At 58.8% G+C, this 25,706-nt stretch carries 21 protein-coding genes and 1 pseudogene; 8 read left to right on the top strand and 14 right to left on the bottom strand.

Annotation, left to right across the window (positions count from 1 at the left end; genetic code table 11):
- Positions 1-84 precede the first annotated feature (84 nt).
- From mnmE to rpmH, 5 genes are all read right to left on the bottom strand, one after another.
- Positions 85-1,455, bottom strand: a complete 1,371-nt coding sequence (gene mnmE / locus V476_RS10615; RefSeq protein ID WP_024958995.1) for a tRNA uridine-5-carboxymethylaminomethyl(34) synthesis GTPase MnmE — start codon at positions 1,453-1,455, stop codon at positions 85-87.
- A 78-nt stretch (positions 1,456-1,533) separates the two neighbouring features.
- On the bottom strand, positions 1,534-3,225 hold the full coding sequence (gene yidC / locus V476_RS10620; protein WP_003315945.1) for a membrane protein insertase YidC: 1,692 nt from the start codon (positions 3,223-3,225) through the stop codon (positions 1,534-1,536).
- Between the two features lie 2 nt (positions 3,226-3,227).
- Positions 3,228-3,473, bottom strand: coding sequence for a membrane protein insertion efficiency factor YidD (gene yidD, locus V476_RS10625; RefSeq protein ID WP_002551313.1), 246 nt, complete (start codon positions 3,471-3,473; stop codon positions 3,228-3,230).
- A complete protein-coding gene (gene rnpA / locus V476_RS10630; protein WP_002551314.1) occupies positions 3,466-3,867 on the bottom strand; it encodes a ribonuclease P protein component in 402 nt (133 codons plus the stop codon). The genes yidD and rnpA overlap by 8 nt, the downstream gene beginning before the upstream one ends.
- A gap of 16 nt (positions 3,868-3,883) precedes the next feature.
- Positions 3,884-4,018, bottom strand: a complete 135-nt coding sequence (gene rpmH / locus V476_RS10635) for a 50S ribosomal protein L34 (protein WP_002551315.1) — start codon at positions 4,016-4,018, stop codon at positions 3,884-3,886.
- A 584-nt stretch (positions 4,019-4,602) separates the two neighbouring features.
- On the opposite strand from rpmH, the gene dnaA reads away from it, so the two are divergent.
- The 5 genes and pseudogenes from dnaA to V476_RS10660 all read left to right on the top strand — a co-directional run.
- Complete coding sequence (gene dnaA, locus V476_RS10640; protein WP_024958994.1) at positions 4,603-6,138, top strand: chromosomal replication initiator protein DnaA; 1,536 nt, start codon at positions 4,603-4,605, stop codon at positions 6,136-6,138.
- A gap of 38 nt (positions 6,139-6,176) precedes the next feature.
- Positions 6,177-7,280 (top strand): DNA polymerase III subunit beta, encoded by a 1,104-nt coding sequence (gene dnaN, locus V476_RS10645; RefSeq protein ID WP_003421522.1) that lies wholly within the window; start codon positions 6,177-6,179, stop codon positions 7,278-7,280.
- 22 nt (positions 7,281-7,302) lie between these two features.
- Positions 7,303-8,406 (top strand): DNA replication/repair protein RecF, encoded by a 1,104-nt coding sequence (recF, locus tag V476_RS10650; RefSeq protein WP_003340176.1) that lies wholly within the window; start codon positions 7,303-7,305, stop codon positions 8,404-8,406.
- Positions 8,407-8,410: 4 nt separating this feature from the next.
- Positions 8,411-10,828, top strand: coding sequence for a DNA topoisomerase (ATP-hydrolyzing) subunit B (gene gyrB / locus V476_RS10655; protein WP_003340175.1), 2,418 nt, complete (start codon positions 8,411-8,413; stop codon positions 10,826-10,828).
- Between the two features lie 115 nt (positions 10,829-10,943).
- Positions 10,944-11,120: pseudogene (locus V476_RS10660) on the top strand (helicase); the annotation flags it as partial.
- A gap of 638 nt (positions 11,121-11,758) precedes the next feature.
- On the opposite strand, the gene V476_RS10665 reads toward V476_RS10660, so the two are convergent.
- The 4 genes from V476_RS10665 to glyQ form a co-directional block, all read right to left on the bottom strand.
- Entirely contained in the window at positions 11,759-12,529 is a 771-nt protein-coding gene (locus tag V476_RS10665; RefSeq protein WP_003315938.1) for a lysophospholipid acyltransferase family protein, read from the bottom strand.
- Between the two features lie 65 nt (positions 12,530-12,594).
- Positions 12,595-13,137, bottom strand: a complete 543-nt coding sequence (gmhB, locus tag V476_RS10670; RefSeq protein WP_003340124.1) for a D-glycero-beta-D-manno-heptose 1,7-bisphosphate 7-phosphatase — start codon at positions 13,135-13,137, stop codon at positions 12,595-12,597.
- A gap of 12 nt (positions 13,138-13,149) precedes the next feature.
- A complete protein-coding gene (gene glyS, locus V476_RS10675; RefSeq protein WP_024958992.1) occupies positions 13,150-15,204 on the bottom strand; it encodes a glycine--tRNA ligase subunit beta in 2,055 nt (684 codons plus the stop codon).
- The gene (gene glyQ, locus V476_RS10680; RefSeq protein ID WP_002551326.1) at positions 15,201-16,148 is read right to left on the bottom strand and encodes a glycine--tRNA ligase subunit alpha; all 948 of its coding nucleotides are present in this window, start codon (positions 16,146-16,148) and stop codon (positions 15,201-15,203) included. The genes glyS and glyQ overlap by 4 nt, the downstream gene beginning before the upstream one ends.
- Before the next feature lie 80 nt (positions 16,149-16,228).
- Here glyQ and V476_RS10685 point away from each other — a divergent pair, with 80 nt between their 5' ends.
- Positions 16,229-16,780 carry a DNA-3-methyladenine glycosylase I gene (locus tag V476_RS10685; protein ID WP_024958991.1) on the top strand — a complete coding sequence of 184 codons (552 nt, stop codon included), beginning with the start codon at positions 16,229-16,231 and terminating at the stop codon, positions 16,778-16,780.
- 38 nt (positions 16,781-16,818) lie between these two features.
- Complete coding sequence (locus tag V476_RS10690) at positions 16,819-17,706, top strand: lysophospholipid acyltransferase (protein ID WP_003304634.1); 888 nt, start codon at positions 16,819-16,821, stop codon at positions 17,704-17,706.
- Positions 17,707-17,774: 68 nt separating this feature from the next.
- On the opposite strand, the gene V476_RS10695 is transcribed toward V476_RS10690, so the two are convergent.
- The 5 genes from V476_RS10695 to def all read right to left on the bottom strand — a co-directional run bounded on the left by V476_RS10695 (position 17,775) and on the right by def (position 24,497).
- Complete coding sequence (locus V476_RS10695; protein ID WP_024958990.1) at positions 17,775-20,138, bottom strand: FdhF/YdeP family oxidoreductase; 2,364 nt, start codon at positions 20,136-20,138, stop codon at positions 17,775-17,777.
- Positions 20,139-20,292: 154 nt separating this feature from the next.
- Positions 20,293-21,666 carry a Trk system potassium transporter TrkA gene (trkA, locus tag V476_RS10700; RefSeq protein ID WP_003315933.1) on the bottom strand — a complete coding sequence of 458 codons (1,374 nt, stop codon included), beginning with the start codon at positions 21,664-21,666 and terminating at the stop codon, positions 20,293-20,295.
- A 4-nt stretch (positions 21,667-21,670) separates the two neighbouring features.
- Positions 21,671-22,996, bottom strand: coding sequence for a 16S rRNA (cytosine(967)-C(5))-methyltransferase RsmB (gene rsmB, locus V476_RS10705; RefSeq protein WP_024958989.1), 1,326 nt, complete (start codon positions 22,994-22,996; stop codon positions 21,671-21,673).
- Positions 22,993-23,937, bottom strand: coding sequence for a methionyl-tRNA formyltransferase (gene fmt, locus V476_RS10710; protein ID WP_003340111.1), 945 nt, complete (start codon positions 23,935-23,937; stop codon positions 22,993-22,995). Before fmt ends, rsmB begins: the two co-directional genes overlap by 4 nt.
- A gap of 53 nt (positions 23,938-23,990) precedes the next feature.
- Positions 23,991-24,497: a peptide deformylase gene (gene def / locus V476_RS10715; protein WP_003318474.1), complete on the bottom strand. Its 507-nt coding sequence runs from the start codon at positions 24,495-24,497 to the stop codon at positions 23,991-23,993.
- A 125-nt stretch (positions 24,498-24,622) separates the two neighbouring features.
- Here def and V476_RS10720 point away from each other — a divergent pair, with 125 nt between their 5' ends.
- Positions 24,623-25,645, top strand: a complete 1,023-nt coding sequence (locus V476_RS10720; protein WP_024958988.1) for a LysM peptidoglycan-binding domain-containing protein — start codon at positions 24,623-24,625, stop codon at positions 25,643-25,645.
- Positions 25,646-25,706: the final 61 nt, after the last annotated feature.

Consider the following 25,706-nt stretch of genomic DNA (forward strand, 5'->3'; position numbering starts at 1 on the left):
CCGAGTATGTGGATAACGCTGCCGCTGAAAGAGGCGTCTTGTGGTGCTTGAAGGCATGACCCAGGGCGGGCCATGCCAGGAGGTTTACTTACCGATGCAGAAGCTGGAGAAGATTCTGCCAAGCAGGTCGTCGGAACTGAATGCGCCGGTAATCTCGCCAAGCGCTTGTTGTGCCTGACGCAGGTCTTCGGCCAGTAGCTCTCCAGCGCCCGCCAGGGTGAGTTGAGCCCTGCCGTGTTCCAGCGAGTCACTGGCATGGCTCAACGCCTCAAGATGGCGTCGACGCGCGCTGAAGCTGCTTTCCGAGGTTTGTTCATAGCCCATGCAGGCCTTGAGATGCTCGCGCAGCAGTTCAAGCCCTTCGCCACCAGACCTGGCGCTCAGGCTGATGGTGACGTGGCCATCAACGCTGGTCTGCAGATCGACGGGGTCTCCACTCAGATCTGCCTTGTTGCGTATCAGCGTGACTTTCGACGGGTCCGGACGCTGCTCAAGGAATTCGGGCCACAGTGCGAACGGGTCTGCTGCCTCCGGCGCGGTCGCATCCACCACCAGCAGAATCCGGTCAGCTTCGCCGATGGCCTTGAGTGCGCGCTGCACGCCGATCATTTCCACCTGATCTTGAGTATCCCGCAGCCCTGCGGTGTCGACGACGTGCAAGGGCATTCCATCTATGTGGATATGTTCACGCAGTACATCTCGAGTTGTGCCGGCGATCTCGGTGACAATCGCCGCCTCCCTGCCCGCCAGAGCGTTCAACAGACTGGATTTGCCCGCATTGGGGCGTCCGGCAATCACCACGGTCATGCCGTCGCGTAACAGGGCACCCTGCCCGGCTTCACGCAGCACTGTGGATAACTCGGCACGCACGTCATCGAGCATGTTCAGAACGTGGCCATCGGCAAGGAAGTCGATTTCCTCTTCGGGGAAGTCGATTGCAGCCTCTACGTAGATGCGCAGGCTGATCAATTTCTCGGTCAAGTTATCCACACGCCGTGAGAAAGCACCTTGCAGTGACCGCAGTGCATTACGCGCTGCCTGTGCAGAACTTGCCTCAATCAGGTCGGCAATCGCTTCTGCCTGAGCAAGATCGAGCTTGTCATTGAGAAAGGCGCGCTCACTGAACTCGCCCGGACGAGCCAGTCGGCTGCCCAGTTGCAGGCAGCGTTGCAGCAGCATGTCCAGAACGATGGGGCCGCCGTGGCCCTGAAGTTCAAGCACGTCCTCACCGGTGAATGAGTTGGGTCCCGGAAAATACAGCGCTATGCCTTCGTCGAGTACCTGTCCGGCGTCATCGACAAAGGGGCCGTAGTGGGCAAATCGAGGCTTGAGGGTCCGGCCGATAATGGCTTCGGCGGCCTTGCCCGCCAGAGGACCTGACACCCGGACGATACCGACACCGCCGCGCCCTTGGGCTGTGGCGATGGCGGCAATGGTTTCACGAGGAACGTTCATGCTCCGGCTCCCGGGCAAATGACGGATAGCAAAACGCCCCACGAGGGGGCGTCTTGTAGAACTTATTCACAGGTTAGATCAGGCAGCTGCTTTCTTGGTAGCCGCTTCGATCTTGCGAGTGATGTAAGCCTGCTGAGCGATCGACAGGGTGTTGTTCACAACCCAGTACAGAACCAGACCGGCAGGGAACCACAGGAAGAAGAACGTGAAAATGATCGGCATCATTTTCATGACCTTGGCCTGCATCGGATCCGGCGGAGTCGGGTTCAGACGCTGCTGAATGAACATGGTCGCGCCCATGATGATCGGCAGGATAAAGAACGGGTCCTTGATCGACAGGTCGGTTATCCACAGGATCCATGGTGCCTGACGCATTTCCACGCTTTCCAGGAGTACCCAGTACAGCGAAAGGAAAACCGGCATTTGCACAAGAATCGGCAAGCATCCACCCAGCGGGTTGATCTTCTCTTTCTTGTACAGCTCCATCATTGCCTGGGACATCTTCTGACGATCATCGCCATGCTGCTCTTTCAGCAATGCAAGCTTCGGAGCCACAGCGCGCATACGTGCCATCGACTTGTAGCTGGCTGCGGAGAGCGGGAAGAACAGGCCTTTGATCAGCATGGTCAGAACAATGATCGACCAGCCCCAGTTACCGAGGATGGCGTGGATATGTTGCAGCAGCCAGAAGATAGGCTGGGCAATGAACCACAGGAAACCATAATCGACAGTCAGCTCCAGGCCTGGGGATAACTCTTTGAGTACCGCCTGGCTTTTCGGACCTGCGTACAGGGTGGCACTGGTTTCACCTTGTGCACCAGGTGCAACCGACAGAGTTGGGCTGGTGAAGCCGATGATGTAGTTGCCCTGGCTGTCTTTGCGGGTCTGAACGGCGTTGGTTGCGTTGTGATCCGGAATCCACGCAGTCACGAAGTAGTGCTGCAACCATGCAACCCAACCGCCCTGGACAGTTTCCTTGACCTGGCCCTTGTCGATATCTTTCATCGACACTTTCTTGTACGGCTCGGCCGCAGTCCACAAGGCAGCGCCCAGATAGGTAGCGGTGCCGGTAGCAGTCGTCGAAGAAGGATCGGAGCTGGCATCGCGCTTCAATTGCGCGAACAGATTACCCGACCAGGGTTGTGCGCTCTGGTTATCCACAACGTAAGTCATGACCAAATCGTACAGACCGCGCTTGAAGGTGAAGCGCTTGATGTAATTGACGCCGTTTTCCGAGAATTTCAGATCCACGACCATAGTGTCCTGGCCATCAGCCAGTTGATAAGTCTTTTGTGTGGAGGTGTAAACCGGACGACCGGCAGCGCGTGCATCAGGACCGTTGGTCCCGGTCAGGCCGCTTTGTGCCAGAAAAGTACGCTCGCCGCCGTTGTCGAACAACTGAAACGGAACGTCAGGACGATCCTGACGACGTGGGTACAGAGGCAAACGAAGCTGAACGACGTCGCCACCCACCGGATCGATCGCCAGATCGAGCACATCGGTCTTGACGTGGATAAGGTCTTTGCTGGCTACGGCCGGAGTTTCAAGAGGTGCTGCAGCCGTATTGGCCGTAGCGTTTGCGCTTGGAACATCGGCACTTGCAGAACCATTAGTACCAGCGGCCGTATCCGGAATACCCGGTGCGGTGGTGCTGGCTGCAACATTCTGGGTCGGCATGGCAGCCTGGCCATAGTCTTGGTTCCATTTCAGAACCCCGACGTAGGTCACGATTGCCAGGGCGACGATCAGGATCGTGCGTTTAATATCCATGATTACTCGGCCATCGAAGAAGAACGGGAGGTGGGGACAGCTGGAACCGGGTCATAACCACCGGGATTCCATGGGTGACAGCGACCAAGACGACGAATTGACAGCCAGCCACCGCGCAAAAGGCCATGATTTTCGATGGCTTCATACGCGTAGCAGGAGCAACTGGGGTAGAAACGACAGTGACTGGCCATCAGCGGGCTAATGGCATAGCGATAGAACTGGATCGGAACGAGTGCCAGTTTACGCATCTGGACTGTCTACCCCTGCAGGTTCGGATTTTTCTTCCGGAATGGGTCGGCTACGCGCCAGACGTTTCCAGAGCTTGCCGAAATGCTGAATCAGTTCAGGGTTTTCTACGTCACCCAAGCCTTTACGCGCGACGATAACGATATCCCAACCGACCAAACTGTCTTGGTGTTGGCGAAATGATTCGCGCATCAGGCGTTTCAAACGATTGCGCTCGACGGAGAGCTTCACGCTCTTTTTACCTATCACAAGCCCCAGGCGGGGATGATCGAGGTCGTTGTTGCGCGCAAGGAGCAGGAGATTTTTCCCCGGAACCTTGCCGGTAGGGGAGTCAAAGACTGCCTTGAAATGCCGGGGAGTGAGCAAACGCTTTTCCCGACTGAAGTCTCGACTCACCTCCTGTGCCGATTTATCAAACTGCCAGACGCTTACGGCCTTTGGCACGACGACGCGAAAGAACTGCGCGGCCGTTTTTGGTGGCCATACGTGCACGGAAACCGTGGGTGCGGGCGCGCTTGATAGTGCTGGGTTGGAAAGTACGTTTCATGGCGTGTTACCTGGTTCGTCCACTACGGGCCGGAATGGCCCCCGTTTTAAGAGACCGGGGATTCTAGAGAAAGCAGGCCCGCAGGTCAATTTCCAACCAGCTTTTCTTCATAGGCGTCTTTTTATAGCTGAACGTCCTCTTCTTCTCATTCACCGCTACGCTAACCCGCTCCTGTTATAGAAATAAAAAGAAGAGAGTATTTAAAGCTTCTTTATAAAGCTTATAACTCTTACGCAGAGCTTTTCTGTGGATAACATTACACAGCCCTTGTTATTCAATGTGTACAGAGGTCAGAAAGGTTGTCGAGAAACGGTGCTTTGCCTGTGCCGGACCCTCGGAAAAGCTGTGCATGGAACGCCTCTTTATCCACAGGTAAGTTATCCACAGAGTTCAAGCCCGACTTATGCAACGGGCTGAAGACGGGTTATCCACAGCGCTTACGCGTTGACCGTTTGTCGTGTGGGCCATGCATAAATCGTTGATTTATAGCCGTCTGTGAGCAACCTACATGTGGATAAGTCGCCTCTGGGTCGTTACAATGGCGGCTGTTTTTGCCTCACCGGCTTTCAACTCAGGGGATATCCGTGTCAGTGGAACTTTGGCAGCAGTGCGTGGAGCTTTTGCGCGATGAGCTGCCTGCCCAGCAATTCAACACTTGGATCCGTCCGCTACAGGTCGAAGCCGAAGGCGACGAGTTGCGTGTGTATGCACCCAATCGTTTTGTTCTCGACTGGGTCAACGAAAAGTACCTTGGTCGTTTGCTCGAGCTTCTTGGCGAACACGGTCAAGGCATTGCCCCTGCTCTTTCCTTATTAATAGGAAGCAAGCGCAGCTCCGCACCCCGTGCCGCTCCGAATGCGCCATTGGCCGCTGCAGCCTCCCAGGCGCTGTCTGCCAATTCGGTGAGCAGCGTCTCGGCACCGGCTCCTGCCACGGCTGCGCCAGCTGCTGCAGTAGCGACGCCGGCACCGGTCCAGAACGTTGCAGCACACAACGAGCCGTCGCGTGACAGCTTTGATCCGATGGCGGGTGCCAGCTCGCAACAAGCGCCCGCTCGCGCAGAACAGCGCACCGTTCAGGTAGAAGGTGCGCTCAAGCACACCAGTTACCTGAACCGTACGTTCACCTTCGAGAATTTCGTCGAGGGTAAGTCCAACCAGCTGGCACGCGCTGCGGCCTGGCAGGTTGCCGACAACCCCAAGCATGGCTACAACCCGCTGTTCCTTTATGGCGGTGTGGGTCTCGGTAAAACTCACTTGATGCATGCTGTGGGTAACCACCTGCTGAAGAAGAATCCGAACGCCAAGGTCGTGTACCTGCACTCGGAGCGCTTCGTCGCAGATATGGTCAAGGCCTTGCAGCTCAATGCAATCAACGAGTTCAAGCGCTTCTACCGCTCAGTCGATGCGCTGCTGATCGATGACATCCAGTTTTTTGCGCGCAAGGAACGCTCGCAGGAAGAGTTTTTCCACACGTTCAACGCGCTGCTGGAAGGCGGACAACAGGTCATTCTGACCAGCGACCGCTATCCCAAGGAAATCGAAGGCCTTGAAGAGCGACTCAAGTCGCGTTTTGGCTGGGGCCTGACGGTTGCCGTCGAGCCTCCGGAGCTGGAAACCCGCGTGGCGATCCTCATGAAGAAAGCAGATCAGGCCAAGGTCGATCTGCCTCATGACGCAGCGTTCTTCATTGCCCAGCGAATTCGCTCCAACGTGCGCGAGCTTGAAGGTGCGCTCAAGCGCGTCATCGCTCACTCGCACTTCATGGGCCGCGACATCACCATCGAGTTGATTCGCGAGTCGCTAAAGGACTTGCTGGCGTTGCAGGACAAGCTGGTCAGTGTGGATAACATTCAGCGCACCGTCGCCGAGTACTACAAGATCAAGATCTCCGATCTGTTGTCCAAGCGTCGTTCCCGCTCTGTCGCCCGGCCTCGCCAGGTCGCGATGGCGCTCTCCAAGGAACTCACCAACCACAGTCTTCCGGAAATCGGTGATGTGTTTGGTGGCCGTGACCACACGACCGTCTTGCACGCATGCCGAAAGATCAACGAGCTCAAGGAATCCGATGCGGATATCCGCGAGGACTACAAGAACCTGCTGCGCACTCTGACTACGTGATAACGCCAGTGCAGCTCATCAAGGCAAGGGACTAGACCATGCATTTCACCATTCAACGCGAAGCCCTGTTGAAACCCCTGCAATTGGTCGCCGGCGTCGTCGAACGCCGCCAGACCTTGCCGGTTCTTTCCAATGTTCTCCTGGTCGTCGAAGGTCAGCAACTGTCGCTGACGGGTACGGATCTGGAAGTCGAACTGGTTGGCCGCGTCCAGCTGGAAGAGCCTGCCGAGCCTGGAGAGATCACGGTTCCTGCGCGCAAGCTCATGGACATTTGCAAGAGCCTGTCTAATGACGCGCTGATCGACATCAAGCTCGACGACTCGAAACTGATCGTCAAGGCCGGTCGTAGCCGTTTCACTCTGTCGACACTGCCTGCCAATGACTTCCCTACCGTCGAAGAAGGTCCGGGCTCGCTGACGTTCACTCTGGTGCAGAGCAAACTGCGTCGCTTGATCGAGCGCACCAGCTTTGCGATGGCCCAGCAGGACGTTCGTTACTACCTCAATGGCATGTTGCTGGAAGTAAGCGCCGGTATCTTGCGCGCAGTGGCTACTGACGGTCACCGCCTGGCCATGTGCTCGATGTCTGCCGATATCGAACATGCCGATCGCCATCAGGTGATCGTTCCACGTAAAGGTATTCTCGAAATGGCGCGCCTGCTGACCGAGCAGGACGGCACGGTCAGTATCGTTCTGGGTCAGCATCACATTCGTGCGACCACTGGCGAATTCACCTTCACCTCCAAACTGGTGGATGGCAAGTTCCCCGACTACGAGCGCGTGCTGCCTAAAGGTGGTGACAAGCTGGTGCTCGGTGATCGTCAGGCACTGCGTGAGGCGTTCAGCCGTACGGCGATTCTGTCCAACGAGAAGTACCGCGGCATCCGTCTGCAACTGGCCAGCGGTCAATTGAAGATTCAGGCCAACAACCCTGAGCAGGAAGAAGCAGAAGAAGAAATCAGCGTTGAATACAACGGTGATTCGCTGGAGATTGGTTTCAACGTGAGCTACCTGCTCGACGTGCTGGGCGTTATGACGACTGAGCAGGTTCGCCTGATTCTGTCTGACTCCAACAGCAGCGCACTGGTGCAAGAGTCTGATAATGACGACTCCGCCTACGTTGTCATGCCGATGCGTCTGTAAATTCATGTCAAGCGCAACCTAGATGTCTCTTAGTCGCGTCTCGGTCACCGGGGTGCGCAATCTGCACCCGGTGACCCTCTCCCCCTCCCCGCGTATCAATATCCTCTACGGCGCAAACGGCAGTGGCAAAACCAGCGTGCTGGAAGCTATCCATCTGCTGGGCATCGCCCGCTCGTTTCGCAGCAGTCGCCTGTTGCCTGTCATTCAGTACGAGCAGCCGTCATGTACGGTTTTCGGGCAGGTCGATCTTGCGCAAGGTGGACACAGCAATCTGGGTGTTTCACGCGACCGCCAAGGCGAGTTCCAGATTCGTATCGACGGGCAAAACGCCAGAAGCGCAGCGCAGCTAGCAGAAATTCTGCCGCTGCAGCTCATCAACCCCGACAGCTTCCGATTGCTCGAAGGCGCGCCGAAGATACGCAGGCAGTTTCTGGATTGGGGAGTGTTCCACGTGGAACCTCGCTTTATGGCTACGTGGCAGCGCCTGCAGAAGGCCCTCAAGCAGCGGAACTCGTGGCTTCGGCATGGTACACTTGACGCCGCTTCACAGGCGGCATGGGACCGTGAGCTGTGCTCGGCAAGTGATGAGATCGACGAGTTCCGTCGGGCTTATATCAAGGCACTGAAGCCGGTCTTTGAACAGACTTTGAGCGAACTTGTTGAGCTTGAAGGTTTGACCCTGAGCTACTACCGAGGATGGGACAAGGAAAAAGAGCTAAGTACAGTGCTCGCCTCTTCCCTCCACCGCGATCAGCAAATGGGCCACACCCAGGCCGGACCACAACGAGCTGACCTGCGCCTTAGATTAGGCGCGCACAATGCGGCAGATATTCTGTCTCGCGGTCAGCAAAAGCTGGTGGTCTGCGCACTGCGTATTGCTCAGGGACATCTGGTCAGCCAGGTCCGTCGAGGCCAGTGTATTTACCTGGTAGATGATTTGCCCTCCGAACTGGATGACAACCATCGACGCGCGCTTTGCCGCTTGCTGGAAGAATTACGCTGCCAGGTTTTTATCACCTGTGTAGATCAAGAATTTTTGAGGGAAGGCTGGCAGACGGAAACGCCAGTCGCTTTGTTCCACGTGGAACAAGGCCGTATCACCCAGACCCACGACCATCGGGAGTGATTGCATGAGCGAAAACCAAACGTACGACTCGTCCAGCATTAAGGTGCTGAAAGGACTTGATGCCGTACGCAAGCGTCCCGGAATGTACATCGGTGATACAGACGATGGCAGCGGTCTGCACCACATGGTGTTCGAGGTGGTTGATAACTCGATCGACGAAGCATTGGCAGGCCATTGCGACGACATCAGCATCATCATCCACCCAGACGAATCTATCACCGTGCGCGACAACGGCCGCGGTATTCCGGTAGACGTGCATAAAGAAGAAGGCGTATCGGCAGCCGAGGTCATCATGACCGTGCTCCACGCTGGCGGTAAGTTTGATGACAACTCCTACAAAGTATCCGGTGGTTTGCACGGTGTAGGTGTCTCTGTGGTTAACGCCCTTTCAGAGCTTCTGTTACTGACGGTTCGTCGTAGCGGCAAGATTTGGGAACAGACCTATGTTCATGGTGTTCCACAGGAACCGATGAAGATCGTCGGTGAAAGTGACAGCACAGGCACTCAGATCCACTTCAAGCCTTCCGCTGAAACGTTCAAGAACATCCACTTCAGCTGGGACATTCTGGCCAAGCGGATTCGTGAACTGTCCTTCCTGAACTCCGGTGTCGGCATTGTCCTCAAGGATGAGCGCAGCGGTAAGGAAGAATTGTTCAAATACGAAGGCGGTCTGCGCGCATTCGTTGAGTACCTGAACACCAATAAAACGCCGGTCAACGAAGTGTTCCACTTCAACATTCAGCGTGATGACGGTATCGGTGTCGAAATTGCTCTGCAGTGGAACGACAGCTTCAACGAGAACCTGCTGTGCTTCACCAACAACATCCCGCAGCGTGATGGCGGTACTCACCTGGTGGGTTTCCGTTCTGCGTTGACGCGCAACCTGAACAACTACATCGAGCAGGAAGGTCTGGCCAAGAAGCACAAGGTCGCGACCACCGGCGATGACGCGCGTGAAGGTCTGACGGCGATCATTTCGGTCAAGGTGCCTGATCCAAAGTTCAGCTCGCAGACCAAGGACAAGCTGGTTTCGTCCGAAGTCAAAACGGCTGTCGAACAGGAAATGGGCAAGTACTTCTCCGACTTCCTGTTGGAAAACCCGAACGAAGCCAAAGCGGTTGTCGGCAAGATGATCGACGCAGCCCGCGCCCGTGAAGCTGCGCGCAAGGCGCGTGAGATGACCCGTCGTAAAGGCGCGCTGGATATCGCTGGCTTGCCGGGCAAACTGGCGGACTGCCAGGAAAAAGACCCTGCCCTCTCCGAACTGTACCTGGTGGAAGGGGACTCTGCTGGCGGATCAGCCAAGCAGGGGCGTAACCGTAGAACCCAGGCCATCCTGCCGCTCAAGGGCAAGATCCTGAACGTTGAAAAAGCGCGTTTCGACAAGATGATCTCTTCGCAGGAAGTGGGCACCTTGATCACTGCGCTGGGCTGCGGTATCGGCCGTGAAGAGTACAACATCGACAAGTTGCGTTATCACAACATCATCATCATGACCGATGCTGACGTCGACGGCTCGCACATCCGTACCCTGCTGCTGACCTTCTTCTTCCGTCAGTTGCCCGAGCTGATCGAGCGTGGCTACATCTACATCGCTCAGCCGCCGCTGTACAAGGTCAAGAAAGGCAAGCAGGAGCAGTACATCAAGGACGACGAGGCCATGGAAGAATACATGACCCAGTCGGCCCTTGAAGACGCCAGCCTGCACCTCAGCGAATCGGCACCGGGTATCTCCGGTACCGCGCTGGAGAAGCTGGTCAACGACTTCCGCATGGTCATGAAGACGCTCAAGCGCCTGTCGCGTCTGTACCCACAGGAACTGACCGAGCACTTCGTCTACCTGCCGCCGATCACGCTCGAACAGCTGTCGGATCACGAGGGCATGCAAGCCTGGCTGGCACTGTTCGACGCGCGTCTGCGCACCGGCGAGAAGTCGGGTCTGGTCTACAAGGCCAGCCTGCGTGAAGACCGTGAACGCAACGTCTGGCTGCCAGAGGTCGAACTGATCTCCCACGGCCTGTCGAACTACGTCACCTTCAACCGCGACTTCTTCGGCAGCAACGACTACAAGACCGTTACCGCTCTGGGGGCGCAGATCAGCACGCTTCTGGAAGAAGGTGCCTACGTGCAACGTGGCGAGCGCAAGAAGCCCGTCAACGAGTTCAAGGAAGCCCTCGCCTGGCTGATGGCCGAAAGCACCAAGCGCCACACCATCCAGCGCTATAAAGGTCTGGGTGAAATGAACCCGGACCAGCTGTGGGAAACCACCATGGACCCGAGTGTGCGCCGCATGCTGAAAGTCACCATCGAAGACGCCATCGGCGCTGACCAGATCTTCAACACCCTCATGGGTGATGCGGTCGAGCCACGCCGTGACTTCATCGAGAGCAATGCGCTGGCAGTGTCCAACCTGGACTTCTGATCAGTTGTCGACGGGCAAGTTAATTGTCATGACAAAAAGTGTCCCTACCCCGGCCTAGCGCCGGGGTTTTTTCTTTTGGTTGAAGGCTTTTCACATAGCACTGGACTGCTTGAAGGCGCGCCAAGCCTTGCACACCGACGAAGCCAGCAGCATCTTCAACGACGCTAATGACTGGGTCACCGAAACGATGGGCAACTCCAAGTACCCTCTGGAGCTGTTCCAGCGCGTTGTCTCAGTGAGCTTGGAAAACCCCAAAATCGTTAACTCACTCCCGGCACTGGATATTGCTTAAAAGTCACTGCCGCTCGATTTAAAGCACTGATAAGGATTTCAAGATGCAACCGAGCAAAACAACAGTTACAGGCCTGTTCAACAGCCCTCATCAATATCAAATTCCCATTTTCCAACGGGGATATAACTTCGATCAGCAAAGGCCCCCTTGCCCACACTCTGGGTGTAGAGGGTGAACACGTTCTGGGCAAACGATCTCGACCAGGTCAAAGATGTCCTGATCTGATCCTTTGATCGTTCGTTAAAGAGAGACGTTGTATTAGCTGGCTAAGGAGAGACGTACTGTCATCAGCGATATCGGATTGTTCCACGTGGAACTGATTACCGTAGAGAGGGTTTGAGCTTTTCTCAGCGGCGAGCGGAATTGGAATAGGCCCGATCCAGAAGACTTCGACTCACGAGCGTTGCAAGGGACGCTTGCCTCCATTTGTTGAGCCTGTACAAGCCAATTCGAGTCCTGCATGCCAACCCCCCGCGCATAAAAAAACCGACCTCTTACAGGTCGGTTTCTGATACATCATTAAAACTTATGCACGTTTTTCCGGTTTTTATAGCCTGAAAAAATATGTATACGAATTAACAGGTTAAGCAGTCTTTTTCAGCGATCTCGGAAAAACCGTACACAGGTTATCCACAAAATCACGCCGGGACTTTTTCGGGAGTTGCTGCAGGCTCGACAGGCGAACCCATTGCGCGCTGTGTGTCTTCATTCCAAGTCTGCACACGGTCATTCAATGCAGCAATGGCGCGTGGGCCTGTGCCTTCTGCATACATTGGCTCGCCGATTACCACTTGAATGGTGCCTGGTTTTTTCGCCCAGCCGTCGCGAGGCCAGTACTTGCCTGCGTTGTGCGCAACAGGCAGCACAGGCAGATCAGCGTTCACTGCCAGTGCAGTACCGCCGCGAGAGAATTTGCCGACCTGGCCATAAGGCACGCGTGTGCCCTCCGGGAAGATCAATACCCAGACGCCATCTTTGAGCAGCTCGTCGCCCTTCTTGGCAATCTCCCTGAGTGCGGCTTTCGGGTTTTCGCGGTCGATGGCGATCGGGCGCAGCATTGCCATCGCCCAGCCAAAGAACGGCACATACAGCAGTTCACGCTTGAGGACCTGACTCATCGGCTCGAAATACGCCGACAGAAAGAAGGTCTCCCATGTGCTCTGATGGTTGGAGATGATCACGCAGGGGGTTTTCGGGACGTTTTCAGCGCCAGTCACTTCGACCTTGATGTTCAGGAACACCTTGGTCAGCCAGATGGCGCAGCGGCACCAGTAGACGTTAATGAAGCGATAGCGGGCTTTGAACGGCAGAAAAGGCGCGATGAAAAAACTCAACGTGCACCACAGCAGCGAGCTGGTGCCCAGCAACAGGTAAAAGAAGAAGGTCCTGATTGCCTGCATGATCGACATAGTTACGTTTACCGTACGGGCAGGTGCCCGCTCCTTGAGCGTCCTGAACCTGAAGAGCTGACTGTTCAGTGAGCGCTATTGTGGATAAGTTCTGCGGCAACTGCCGCTAGATCGTCAAAAATCAATGTGCCTGCCGGCACTCCGCCTTCCAGTGTCTTGCGTCCTTTGCCGGTCATCACCAGCACAGGCTGCGAATCGACGGCCAATGCGGCCTGCAGGTCACCCTTGCTGTCGCCCACGAACCAAAGACCTTTGAGGTCCGCTGTGTAATGACGGGCGATGGCCTGCAGCATGCCGGGTTTTGGCTTGCGGCAGGTACAGCCATCGTCTGGCCCATGCGGGCAATAGACGATCAAACCGAGCTCGCCGCCCTGCTCCGCCACCAGCTTGCGCAAGCGCACGTGCATGGCATCCAGAGTGGCCAGATCGTAATAACCTCGGGCAATGCCCGACTGGTTGGTGGCGACGGCCACCGTCCAGCCGGCCTTGCTCAGCGCTGCGATAGCTTCGATCGAGCCAGGAATGGGCAGCCACTCCGCCACCGACTTTATGTAAGTGTCGGAGTCATGATTGATCACGCCATCCCGATCGAGTATCAGCAGTTTCACAGCGACTCCTTGTCAGCCCAGCAGCGAGATGTCGGCGACGCCGAGGAACAGACCGCGCAAACGCGACAACAGGGCATAACGGTTGGCACGTACGTTGGCGTCTTCCGCGTTAACCATGACGGCTTCGAAGAATGCATCGACCGGCTCACGCAACATCGCCAGACGCGCCAGCGATTCGCTGTACTGACGCTCGACAGCCATCGGCTGGATCGCGTGATCGGCCTGTTGGATGGCCGAGTACAGCGAGAACTCGTTGGCGTTGTCGAAATACTTGGGCTCGACGGTCTGGGCAATGCTGCCCTCGGCCTTGCTCAAGAGATTCGATACACGCTTGTTCACTGCGGCCAGTGCAGCGGCCTGTGGCAGTTTGCGGAAGGCCTGGACCGCCTGGACGCGCTGATCGAAATCCAGCGCCGAAGCGGGTTGCAGGGCGCGTACCGAGAGGTACACCGCCACGTCGACGCCTTCGTCTTCGTAACGCGCGCGCAGACGATCGAAGATGAACTCAAGGACCTGTTCCGCCAGACCGGCTGGCTTGATCTTCGCGCCGAACTGCGTAACGGCGAATTTCACCGTTTCGATCAGGTTCAGGTCGAGCTTCTTCTCGATCAGGATACGCAGGATGCCCAGCGCAGCACGACGCAGTGCATAGGGGTCTTTGCTGCCGGTAGGCAGCATGCCGATCCCGAAGATGCCGACCAGTGTGTCGAGCTTGTCGGCAATGGCCACCGCAGCGCCAGTCAGCGTGGTCGGCAGTTCGGCACCCGCGCCACGTGGCATGTACTGCTCGTTGAGCGCCAGTGCGACATCTTCAGGCTCGCCGTCGGCCTTGGCGTAGTAGTAACCGGCAATGCCCTGCATTTCCGGAAACTCGCCGACCATCTCGCTCGACAGATCGCACTTGGACAGCAGACCGGCCCGCGCTGCACGCTGGGCGTCGCCGCCAATGCGGGGGGCGATGTAGGCGGCCAGTTTCGACACGCGTTCGGCCTTGTCGAACACACTGCCCAATTGCGCCTGGAACACGACGTTCTTCAGGCGATCGTTGAAGGTTTCCAGCTTCTGCTTCTTGTCCTGCTTGAAGAAGAACTCGGCGTCGGTCAGGCGTGGACGAACCACCTTCTCGTTACCGGCGATGATCTGTGCCGGGTCCTTGCTCTCGATGTTGGCCACGGTGATGAAGCGCGGCAGCAGTTTGCCGGCGCCATCCAGCAGGCAGAAATACTTCTGGTTGTCCTGCATGGTGGTAATCAAGGCTTCCTGAGGGACTTCCAGGAAGCGCTCTTCGAACGAGCACACCAGCGGAACCGGCCACTCGACCAGACCGGCGACTTCGTCCAGCAGGCTTGGCGGCACGATGGCGGTACCTTCCTGCTGGGCGGCCAGTTCGTCGACGCGTTTACTGATGATCTGGCGACGTTCGTTGAAGTCGGCCAGTACATGAGCGGCGCGCAGGTCACTGAGGTAACCGGCAGGCGAAGAAATGCGCACGTCTTGCGGATGATGGAAGCGATGACCGCGCGAATGACGACCCGCGCTCTGGGCGAGGATCGTGCAATCGACTACCTGATCACCAAACAGCATCACCAGCCACTGGGTCGGCCGCACGAACTCTTCCTTGCGAGCCCCCCAGCGCATGCGCTTGGCGATCGGCAGGTCGTTCAGCGAGTCTTCGACGATGGTCGGCAACAGGGACGTCGTCGGCTTGCCGAGGATGGTCTGGCTGTAACGCAGTTTCGGGCCGCTCTGATCGATTTCGCTCAGGTCGACGCCGCACTTCTTGGCGAAGCCCAGGGCGGCCTGAGTCGGATTACCGTCGGCATCGAACGCTGCCTGACGCGGCGGGCCGTCGAGGTTGACGCTGCGATCCGGTTGTTGCGTGGCCAGTGCGGTAATCAGCACGGCCAGACGACGCGGTGCGGCGTAGACCTGTTTGGCGCTGTAGGTCAGACCTGCGCCAGCGAGGCCTTTTTCAATGCCGGCGAGAAATGCATCGGCCAGTGAGACGAGGGTCTTGGGTGGCAGTTCTTCGGTGCCCAGTTCGACCAGAAAATCTTGAGCACTCATTGCGCTGCCTCCAGCTTGGCCAACACTTCATCGCGTAGATCGGGCGGCGCCATCGGGAAGCCGAGACGGGCCCGGGCCTGCAGGTAGGCCTGAGCCACCGAGCGGGCCAGCGTGCGTACGCGCAGGATGTATTGCTGACGTGCCGTCACGGAAATCGCGCGACGGGCATCCAGCAGGTTGAAGGTGTGTGAGGCCTTGAGGACCATTTCGTAGCCAGGCAATGGCAGCTCCAGCTCGATCAGGCGTGCGGCTTCGCTTTCGTAGAAGTCGAACAGCTCGAACAGCTTGTCGACGTTGGCGTGTTCGAAGTTGTAGGTCGACTGCTCCACCTCGTTCTGGTGGAACACGTCGCCGTAGGTCACTTTGCCGAACGGGCCGTCAGCCCAGACCAGATCGTAGACCGAGTCCACGCCCTGCTGGTACATCGCCAGACGCTCAAGGCCGTAGGTGATTTCGCCGGTGACCGGGTAGCACTCCAGACCACCGACCTGCTGGAAGTAGGTGAACTGCGAGACTTCCATGCCGTTGAGCCAGATCTCCCAGCCCAGACCCCAGGCGCCCAGCGTCGGCGATTCCCAGTTGTCTTCGACGAAGCGCACGTCGTGCACCAGCGGATCGAGGCCGATGTGCTTGAGCGAGCCCAGGTACAGTTCCTGGAAGTTGTCCGGATTCGGCTTGAGAATCACCTGAAACTGGTAATAGTGCTGCAGGCGGTTCGGGTTTTCGCCGTAGCGGCCGTCAGTCGGGCGACGGCTTGGCTGTACGTAAGCGGCGTTCCAGGTTTCCGGGCCTACGGCGCGCAGAAACGTGGCAGTGTGGAACGTGCCGGCGCCTACTTCCATATCGTAGGGCTGAAGTACCACGCAACCTTGTTCTGCCCAGTATTGCTGGAGGGCGAGGATCAAGTCTTGGAAGGTACGCACGGCTGGCGTAGGCTGGCTCACAAATTTCACCTGTGCTGGGCTGCGATTCAAAGAGCGGGAGTATACCCGATTCGGCCGCACGTCCACTCGTTGGGAGCCCTATGACACGCTGCTTTTGGTGCAACGAAGACCCCCTGTACATCGCATATCACGATCAGGAGTGGGGAGTGCCGCTGCGCGATGCGCAGAAGCTCTTCGAGTTGCTTTTGCTCGAAGGGTTCCAGGCCGGGCTGTCGTGGATCACGATTCTCAAGCGGCGGGCGCGTTATCGCGAAGTGCTGCACGGTTTTGACGTTGAGCGCCTGGCGCAGCTGAGCGATGCCGAAATAGAGGCGCTGATGCTCGATCCGAGCATTATCCGCAACCGCCTCAAGCTCAAGGCCGTGCGCACCAATGCGCGGGCCTGGCTGGCGCTGGAAGACCCGGTCGCTCTGCTCTGGTCGTTTGTTGGCGGTACCCCGAAGATCAATCACTTCAAGGATCGCAGCGAAGTCCCGGCGATTACCGCCGAGGCCGAAGCGATGAGCAAGGCACTGAAAAAAGCCGGTTTCACCTTTGTCGGCCCGACCATCTGTTACGCCTACATGCAGGCCAGCGGCATGGTCATGGACCACACCGTCGATTGCGATCGGTATACGATCCTGAGCCGCTGACGGTTACACTACCCGCCTCGAGAATCTGGGAGTCATCTGTGGATAAGTTCAAAGGCGCCGTAATGGTCGGGGCGTTGCGATTGTTTGCGCTGTTGCCATGGCGCGCTGTGCAGTGGACAGGCACCGCGATTGGCTGGCTGATGTGGAAGCTGCCCAACCGTTCGCGGGAAGTGGCGCGGATCAATCTGTCCAAGTGCTTCCCCGAGTTGAGCGAGCCAGAGCTGGAAAAGCTCGTCGGCCGCAGTCTCATGGACATCGGCAAGACCTTGACCGAAAGCGCCTGTGCGTGGATCTGGCCGGCACAGAAATCGATCGACCTGGTGCGTGAAGTCGAAGGGCTCGATGTGCTCAAGGACGCGCTGGCCTCCGGCAAGGGCGTGGTCGGCATCACCAGTCACCTGGGCAACTGGGAAGTGCTCAATCACTTCTATTGCAGCCAGTGCAAGCCGATCATTTTCTATCGCCCACCCAAGCTGAAAGCCGTGGACGATCTGTTGCGCAAGCAGCGTGTGCAGTTGGGCAACCGGGTGGCGGCGTCGACCAAGGAAGGCATTCTCAGTGTCATCAAGGAAGTGCGCAAAGGCGGCTCGGTGGGCATTCCGGCCGATCCGGAGCCGGCCGAATCAGCCGGCATCTTCGTGCCCTTCTGCGGTACCCAGGCGCTGACCAGCAAGTTCGTGCCGAACATGCTGGCCGGTGGCAAGGCAGTCGGCGTATTCCTGCACGCTATGCGCCTGCCGGACGGATCGGGTTACAAAGTGGTACTCGAAGCGGCTCCGGAAGCCATGTACAGCACCGACACCGAAACCTCGGCAGCGGCGATGAGCAAAGTGGTCGAGAAATACGTGCGGGCGTACCCGAGCCAGTACATGTGGACCATGAAGCGCTTCAAGAAACGCCCGCCAGGCGAGGCGCGCTGGTACTAGGAAAGAACGGACGCGGAGCGTCCGGAACGGCGTGCCCACGCTGGAGCATGGGCACGATAGTGTTTCCCTCAACTGGCCGCCGCAATCAACCCGCGTCGTCCCAGCGCCACCTGAGTCCCTTCCGGACTCATTCGTATCAGGTTCACCGGGATGGATTTGGCTGCAGGGGTGTTGCCGTGTTTATCCCGGTTGGCCAGTGGCAGCAGGCCGTTGGTTTCCGGGTAGTACGCGGCGCAGCAACCCTGCGGCACGTCGTAGGGAATGACTTTGAAACCCGCTGCACGCCGCGCCGTGGTCGGGTCGAGCGCCGTCTGAAACTCGATGTAGTCCCCGGCCTTTAGCCCCAGGCGTTCAATGTCCTGCGGGTTGAGCATCACCACCATGCGATCGCCAAAGATGTCCCGATAACGGTCATCGTTGGAATACACCGTGGTGTTGAACTGGTCATGGCTGCGGATCGTCATCAACTGCAAATGCTCGGCGCCCGGCGGCGTGTCGTCTTCGTCGTAGATGCCTTCGGGAAAGAGGAAGTTGGCCTTGCCCGACTCGGTGTCCCACTTGCGTTCACTGGCAGCATTGGGCAGACGGAACCCTCCAGGTTCGAGGATGCGCTGATTGAAGTCATAGAACTGTTCGGGCAGCACTTCTTCGATCTTGTCGCGAATCCTGGCGTAGTCGTCCACATAGCTGTCCCAGTCCACCTTGGGATTGGGCGCAAGCGTCGCTTTGGCGATACCGGCAATGATGGCGATTTCGGAAATCAGATGTTTCGACGCAGGCTCCAGCATGCCGGTCGAACCGTGCACCATCGACATCGAGTCCTCCACCGTGATGGTTTGCGCCACGCCGTTCTGCAGGTCGCGTTCCGAACGCGCCACGCATGGCAGCAGAAAGGCCTTCTGTCCATGTACCGTCGCACTGCGGTTGAGCTTGGTGTTGACCAGCACCGTCATTTTCAGACGGCTGACGGTCGGGCAGATCACATCGGTGTCCGGAATGGCACGGAAGAAATTGCCGCCCATGGAGATGAGCGCTTCCACCTCGCCACGCAACAGGGCTTCGCAGGTCTCGGCCACGGCATGGCCTTTTTCTCTGGACGCTTCAAAACCGAACACCTTGCTCATGCTGGCCAGAAACGGTTCGCCGGCCTTTTCATAGATGCCCATCGTTCTGTCGCCCTGTACGTTGGAGTGTCCACGTACCGGGCAAGCGCCCGCACCGAGCTTGCCGATGTTGCCGCGCAACAGCAGCAGGTTGATGATCTGCTGCATGGCATCACCGCCACGCTTGTGCTGAGTGACGCCCATCCCCCAGCAGCAGATGACCCCCTTCGAGCGCTTATAGACCGTCGCCACCTCTTCGATGGCCTGACGCGTCAAACCCGAATGGCGCTCGATGATGTCCCAGGGCAACTGTCGGCAATAATCGGCGTACTGCTCGAAGCCATGGGTGTGTTCTTCAATGAACGCCACATCGAGGACACGCGGCAGGTTTTCACGCTGCGCCACGTCATCGGCTTCGATCACGGCCTTGCAAACGCCTTGCAGGGCGATCATGTCGCCGCCGATCCTGACCTGATGGTACTGCGAGCTGATTTCCACCCCATGCAGACTGAGCATGTCGCGCGGGTCCTGCGGCGCCGCAAAACGTACCAGCGCCCTCTCCCGCAGCGGGTTGAACGAGATGATGCTCGCGCCCCGGCGCGCGGCGGCGTGCAGCTCGGACATCATGCGCGGGCTGTTGGTCCCGGGGTTCTGGCCGATGATGAAAATCGCGTCGGCGTTCTCGAAATCTTCCAGCGTCGTGGTGCCTTTGCCGACCCCGATCGACTCGGGCAGCGCCGCGGTGGTGGTTTCATGGCACATGTTCGAGCAGTCAGGGAAGTTGGCCATGCCGTACAGGCGACCGAACAGCTGATAGAGAAAGGCGGCTTCGTTCGACGTGCGCCCGGAGGTGTACAGCTCCAGCTTCCACGGATCGCTCAGGCCGCGCAGTTCTTCGCCGATCTCGGCGAACGCTTCGTCCCAAGTGACCGGCAGGTATTTGTCAGTGGCGGCGTCGTAGCGCATCGGCTCGGTAATACGGCCTTCTGCTTCCAGGTCATGATCGCTCCAGGTCGCCAGTTCGCTGACCGTGTGCCGGGCGAAGAACTCGGGCGTCACACGTTTCTTGGTCGATTCCCAGGCCAGTGCCTTGGCACCGTTCTCGCAGTATTCAAAGGTATGCGGCTTCTTTGGGTCCGGCCAGGAGCAACTGGGGCAGTCGAAGCCGCCAGGCTTGTTCATGGACATCAGCGTGCGGTTGCCCTTGATCAGCACATGCTGGTGCAGCAGGTGCTTGTTGACCGCACTGAGCGCGGGCCAGCCACCCGCCGGTGTGCCGTCGGTCTGTGATCCCTGAAGCGGGGCCTGGGAATTTTCCGATTCGGACATGGGGTGTGTTCTCTCTCATAAAGCCCGTGAAGGCATGATGCTCGTGTGTCTGAGATACACGGGCTCAGAGAGAATTCGCCCGAGTCGACGAGCGTTGCCGACAGGGCGCGTCGGCAAGAGGTTCAGTCAGGGTCATCCCCTGTTCAGGAGCGGTTCAGAAAAAGCTCAGGCCGACCTGAAACAGCCGCTCGACCTCGCGGATGCACTTCTTGTCCACAAGGAACATGATCACATGGTCACCGGATTCGATCACGGTGATGTCATGAGCGATAAGCACTTGTTCGTCGCGGATGACTGCACCGATTGCCGTACCGGTCGGCAGGTTGATGTCTTTGATGGCGCGGCCGACGACCTTGCTGCATTTCGAGTCGCCGTGAGCGACGATCTCGATGGCTTCGGCTGCACCGCGTCGCAGCGAATGCACGCTGACGATATCACCGCGGCGCACGTGGGCCAGCAGCGTGCCGATGGTTGCCAGTTGCGGGCTGACCGCAACGTCGATTTCGCCGCCTTGCACCAGGTCGACGTAAGCCGGGTTATTGATCAGCGTCATTACCTTGCGTGCGCCCAGACGCTTGGCCAGCAGCGACGACATGATGTTGGCTTCATCGTCGTTGGTCAGCGCCAGGAACAGGTCGGTGTTGCTGATGTTTTCTTCCAGCAGAAGATCGCGGTCCGATGAGCTGCCCTGCAGAACCACTGTACTGTCCAGGTGCTCCGACAGATAGCGGCAGCGCGCCGGGCTCACTTCGATGATCTTCACCTGATAGCGGCTTTCGATGGCTTCAGCCAGACGCTCGCCGATGTTGCCGCCACCGGCGATGACAATACGTTTGTAGTTCTCGTCCAGGCGCCGCAGTTCGCCCATCACGGCGCGAATGTCAGCCTTGGCGGCGATGAAGAACACCTCGTCGTCGGCCTCGATGACCGTGTCGCCATGCGGCAGTATCGCCCGGTCGCGGCGATAGATCGCCGCGATGCGTGTGTCGACATTCGGCATGTGCGCTCGTAGCTGGCGCAGCGGCTGTCCGACCAACGCGCCGCCGTAGTAGGCTTTGAGCGCGACCAGCTGCGCTTTGCCTTCGGCGAAGTCGATCACTTGCAGCGCACCGGGGTATTCGATCAGACGCTTGATGTAGTTGGTGACGACCTGCTCCGGACTGATCAGCACGTCGACCGGGATCGCGTTTTTATCGAACAGGCCTGCGCGTGTCAGGTACGCCGCCTCACGGATGCGCGCGATCTTGGTCGGCGTGTGGAACAGCGTATGGGCCACCTGACAGGCGATCATGTTGGCTTCGTCGCTGCTGGTCACCGCTACCAGCATGTCGGCGTCGTCTGCGCCGGCCTGACGCAATACCGCCGGGTAGGAGCCCTTGCCCTGCACGGTGCGGATGTCCAGGCGGTCGCCCAGATCGCGCAACCGGTCGCCGTCAGTGTCGACCACGGTGATGTCGTTGGCTTCGCCCGCCAGATGCTCGGCCAGCGTACCGCCTACCTGACCTGCACCCAGAATGATGATTTTCACGCGCTTACTCCCGCGCCGCCGCGATCTTGATCAGTTTGGCGTAGTAGAAACCGTCGTGGCCGCCTTGCTGGGCCAGCAGCTGGCGACCATGGGCTTGCTTGATACCCGCGGGCGGCTGTCCGGCCTGCCCGGCGATGTCCAGCTCTCGGGCCCCGGAGGTGCGCGCCAGAAACGCCTCGATGACGTCGGTGTTTTCGGTCGGCAGTGTCGAGCAGGTCGCGTACACCAACATGCCGCCTACCTGCAGCGTAGGCCACAACGCGTCGAGCAGCTCGCCCTGCAACGTCGCCAGCGCGGCGATGTCGTCTGCCTGGCGAGTCAGTTTGATGTCCGGATGCCGACGAATCACGCCGGTCGCCGAGCACGGTGCGTCGAGCAGGATGCGCTGGAACGGTTTGCCGTCCCACCACTGCGCTGTCTCGCGTGCATCGGCTGCAATCAGCTCGGCATCCAGACCCAGGCGATCGAGGTTTTCACGCACGCGCACCAGACGCTTGGCTTCCAGATCCACCGCCACCACGCCGCTCAGTTGCGGCTGCACTTCCAGCAAATGGCAGGTCTTGCCGCCCGGTGCGCAGCAGGCATCGAGTACTCGTTGCCCGGGGGCCAGCTCCAGCAGGTCTGCGGCCAGTTGCGCGGCTTCGTCCTGCACGCTGATCCAGCCTTCGGCAAAACCGGGCAGCGAGCGCACATCGCACGGCTCGGCGAGGACGATGCCGTCCTGACTGAACGTGCATGCGCTGGCTTGCAGGCCGGCAGTGTTGAGCAGTTCGAGGTATTGATCGCGACGGTTGTGGCGTCGGTTGACGCGCAAGATCATCGGCGGGTGCGCATTGTTGGCCGCGCAGATGGCTTCCCACTGTTCCGGCCAGGCGGCTTTCAGGGCTTTCTGCAGCCAGCGCGGGTGGGCCGTACGCACCACCGGGTCGTGTTCCAGCTCGATCAGTAGCGCCTCGCCATCACGTTGCGCATTGCGCAGCACGGCGTTGAGCAAGCCTTTGGCCCAGGGCTTTTTCAACCTGTCGGCGCAACCCACGGTTTCACCGATGGCGGCGTGGGCCGGAATGCGGCTGTAGAACAGCTGATAGAGGCCGACCAGCAACAAGGCTTCAACGTCGGCGTCGGCGGCTTTGAAGGGCTTCTGCAGCAGCTTGGCCGCCAGTGCCGACAGGCGTGGCTGCCAGCGCGCGGTGCCGAATGCGAGGTCCTGAGTCAGGCCACGATCACGCACCTCGACCTTGTCCAGTTGAGTCGGCAACGAGCTGTTCAGCGAGGCCTTGCCGCTGAGCACGGCAGCCAGTGCCTTGGCGGCGGCCAGACGCGGGTTCATTGGCCCAGCACCGTGCCGATGGCAAACTTCTCGCGGCGGCTGTTGAACAGATCCGTGAAGTTCAGCGGTTTGCCGCCCGGCAATTGCAGACGGGTCAGGCGCAGCGCGTTCTGCCCGCAGGCGACGATAAGTCCATCCTTGCTGGCGCCAAGAATCGTCCCCGGCGCGCCCTGCCCTTCGGCCAGATCGGCGGCCAGGACTTTCAAGGTTTCTTCGTTCAGCGTGCTATGGCAGATCGGCCAGGGGTTGAAGGCGCGGACCAGACGCTCGAGCTCATCAGCCGGACGTGTCCAGTCCAGACGCGCTTCGTCCTTGTTCAGTTTGTGGGCGTAGTTGGCCAGGCTGTCATCCTGAACCTCGCCGACCAGCGAACCGTCCGTCAGACCGGCAATGGCCTGCAACACAGCAGGCGGACCGAGTTCGGCCAGGCGATCATGCAGCGTGCCGCCCGTGTCCTGCGCGGTAATCGGGGTGACGGCCTTGAGCAGCATCGGCCCGGTGTCCAGGCCCGCTTCCATGCGCATCACGGTCACGCCGCTCTCTGCATCACCGGCCTGCACCGCACGCTGAATCGGCGCCGCACCGCGCCAGCGCGGCAGCAGCGACGCATGGCTGTTGATGCAACCCAGGCGCGGAATATCCAGCACCACTTGCGGCAGGATCAGGCCGTAGGCGACTACCACCATCAAATCCGGTTGCAGCGCTGCCAGTTCAGCCTGCGCAGCAGGATCGCGCAGTGTGGGCGGCTGCATGACCGGTACGTCGTGTTGCAGCGCCAGTTGCTTGACCGGGCTGGGCATCAGCTTTTGTCCACGACCGGCCGGGCGATCGGGCTGGGTGTACACGGCGACGATCTGGTGAGGGCTGTCGAGCAGGGCCTTGAGGTGTTCGGCGGCGAATTCCGGGGTGCCGGCGAAGACGATGCGCAGTGGCTCAGTCATGGAGTTCTCATTATAAAAAAAGGCCTGTTCAGGCCTTTTGGGGTAACGACGGATCAGGCGTTGAGCTTGTGCTGCTTTTCGAGCTTCTTCTTGATCCGGTCACGCTTGAGGTTGGAAAGGTAATCGACGAACAGCTTGCCGTTCAGGTGATCGCATTCATGCTGGATACAGATGGCGAGCAGGCCCTCGGCGACCAGTTCGTAAGGCTTGCCGTCACGGTCCAGTGCCTTGACGCGGACCTTTTGCGGACGGTCGACGTTCTCGTAGAAACCGGGAACCGACAGGCAGCCTTCCTGATACTGATCCATTTCATCGGTCAGTTTTTCGATTTCAGGATTGATGAGGACCATCGGTTCGCTGCGGTCTTCGCTCAGGTCCATGACGACCACGCGCTTGTGGACGTTGACCTGAGTCGCTGCCAGGCCGATACCTGGCGCTTCGTACATGGTTTCAAACATGTCGTCGACCAACTGGCGAATGCCTTCGTCTACCATCGCCACAGGTTTGGCGATGGTGCGCAGGCGCGAATCGGGAAATTCGAGGATGTTTAGAATGGCCATATACGTAAGAGCTGCACTGTTAAGGTAAAGTCAATGTTGGGTGCCGGGCCCGGGAGTTCAAGGCAGGCAGCCCAGGACAGGACTCTAGGGTTCGCGTGAGGCAACATGATAAAGGGATTCACCGCATGAGGAAATCACTACTCGCCCTGCTGCTCACCGCCAGCGGTCTTGCGCAGGCGCAAGTGCAACTCAGGGAAGGCTATCCGCAGAGCTACACCGTTGTCGCCGGGGACACACTCTGGGACATTTCCGGAAAGTTCTTGCGTGAACCGTGGAAATGGCGCGAGATCTGGCGGGCCAATCCGCAAGTCCACGACCCCGACCTGATCTACCCCGGTGACACGCTCGCGCTGACCTGGGTCGATGGTCAGCCGCGTGTGACGCTCAATCGCGGCGAGTCGCGTGGCACCATCAAGTTGTCACCGCGTGTGCGCAGTACGCCGATGGTCGAGGCCATTCCGAGCATTCCGTTGGGGGCGATCAACGCATTCCTGATCAGCAATCGGATTGTCGACAGCGCCGAGCAGTTCGAAAAAGCCCCCTACATCGTCGCCGGCAATGCCGAGCGCGTGCTCAGTGGCAACGGTGATCGCGCCTACGCACGGGGCGCGCTTGACCCGTCGCACAGCGTCTATGGCATCTTCCGTCAGGGCAAGACCTACATCGATCCCAAGACCCAGGAAGTGCTGGGCATCAACGCCGATGACGTCGGCAGCGCCGAGGTGGTCGCCACCGAGGGTGACGTCTCGACCCTGATTCTGCAGCGCTCCACGCAGGAAGTGCGTCTGGGCGACCGCTTGTTAAGCAGCGAAGAGCGCGCCATCAGCTCGACGTTCCTGCCCAGCGCTCCGCAGGCGCCGATAGACGGTTTGATTCTGGATGTACCACGCGGCGTCACCCAGGTCAGCGTGCTGGATGTGGTCACCCTCGACAAGGGCAAACGCGACGGCCTGACCGAGGGCAACGTGCTGGCGATCTACAAGACCAGCGAGACTGTGCGCGACCGAATCACCGGAGAGCTGGTAAAAATCCCCGACGAACGGGCCGGCCTGCTGATGGTTTTCCGTACCTACGACAAGCTTAGTTACGCCTTGGTCCTGCAAGCCAACCGATCTTTGGCCATCATGGACAAGGTTCGCAACCCGTAGACGCATGTTTCAGATCTGACACGGATTTGTGTGACGAACCAGACACTTATCAAATTGTTGT

Origin of the sequence: Pseudomonas syringae KCTC 12500, from assembly GCF_000507185.2 — a bacterium.
GTDB lineage: Bacteria > Pseudomonadota > Gammaproteobacteria > Pseudomonadales > Pseudomonadaceae > Aquipseudomonas > Aquipseudomonas syringae.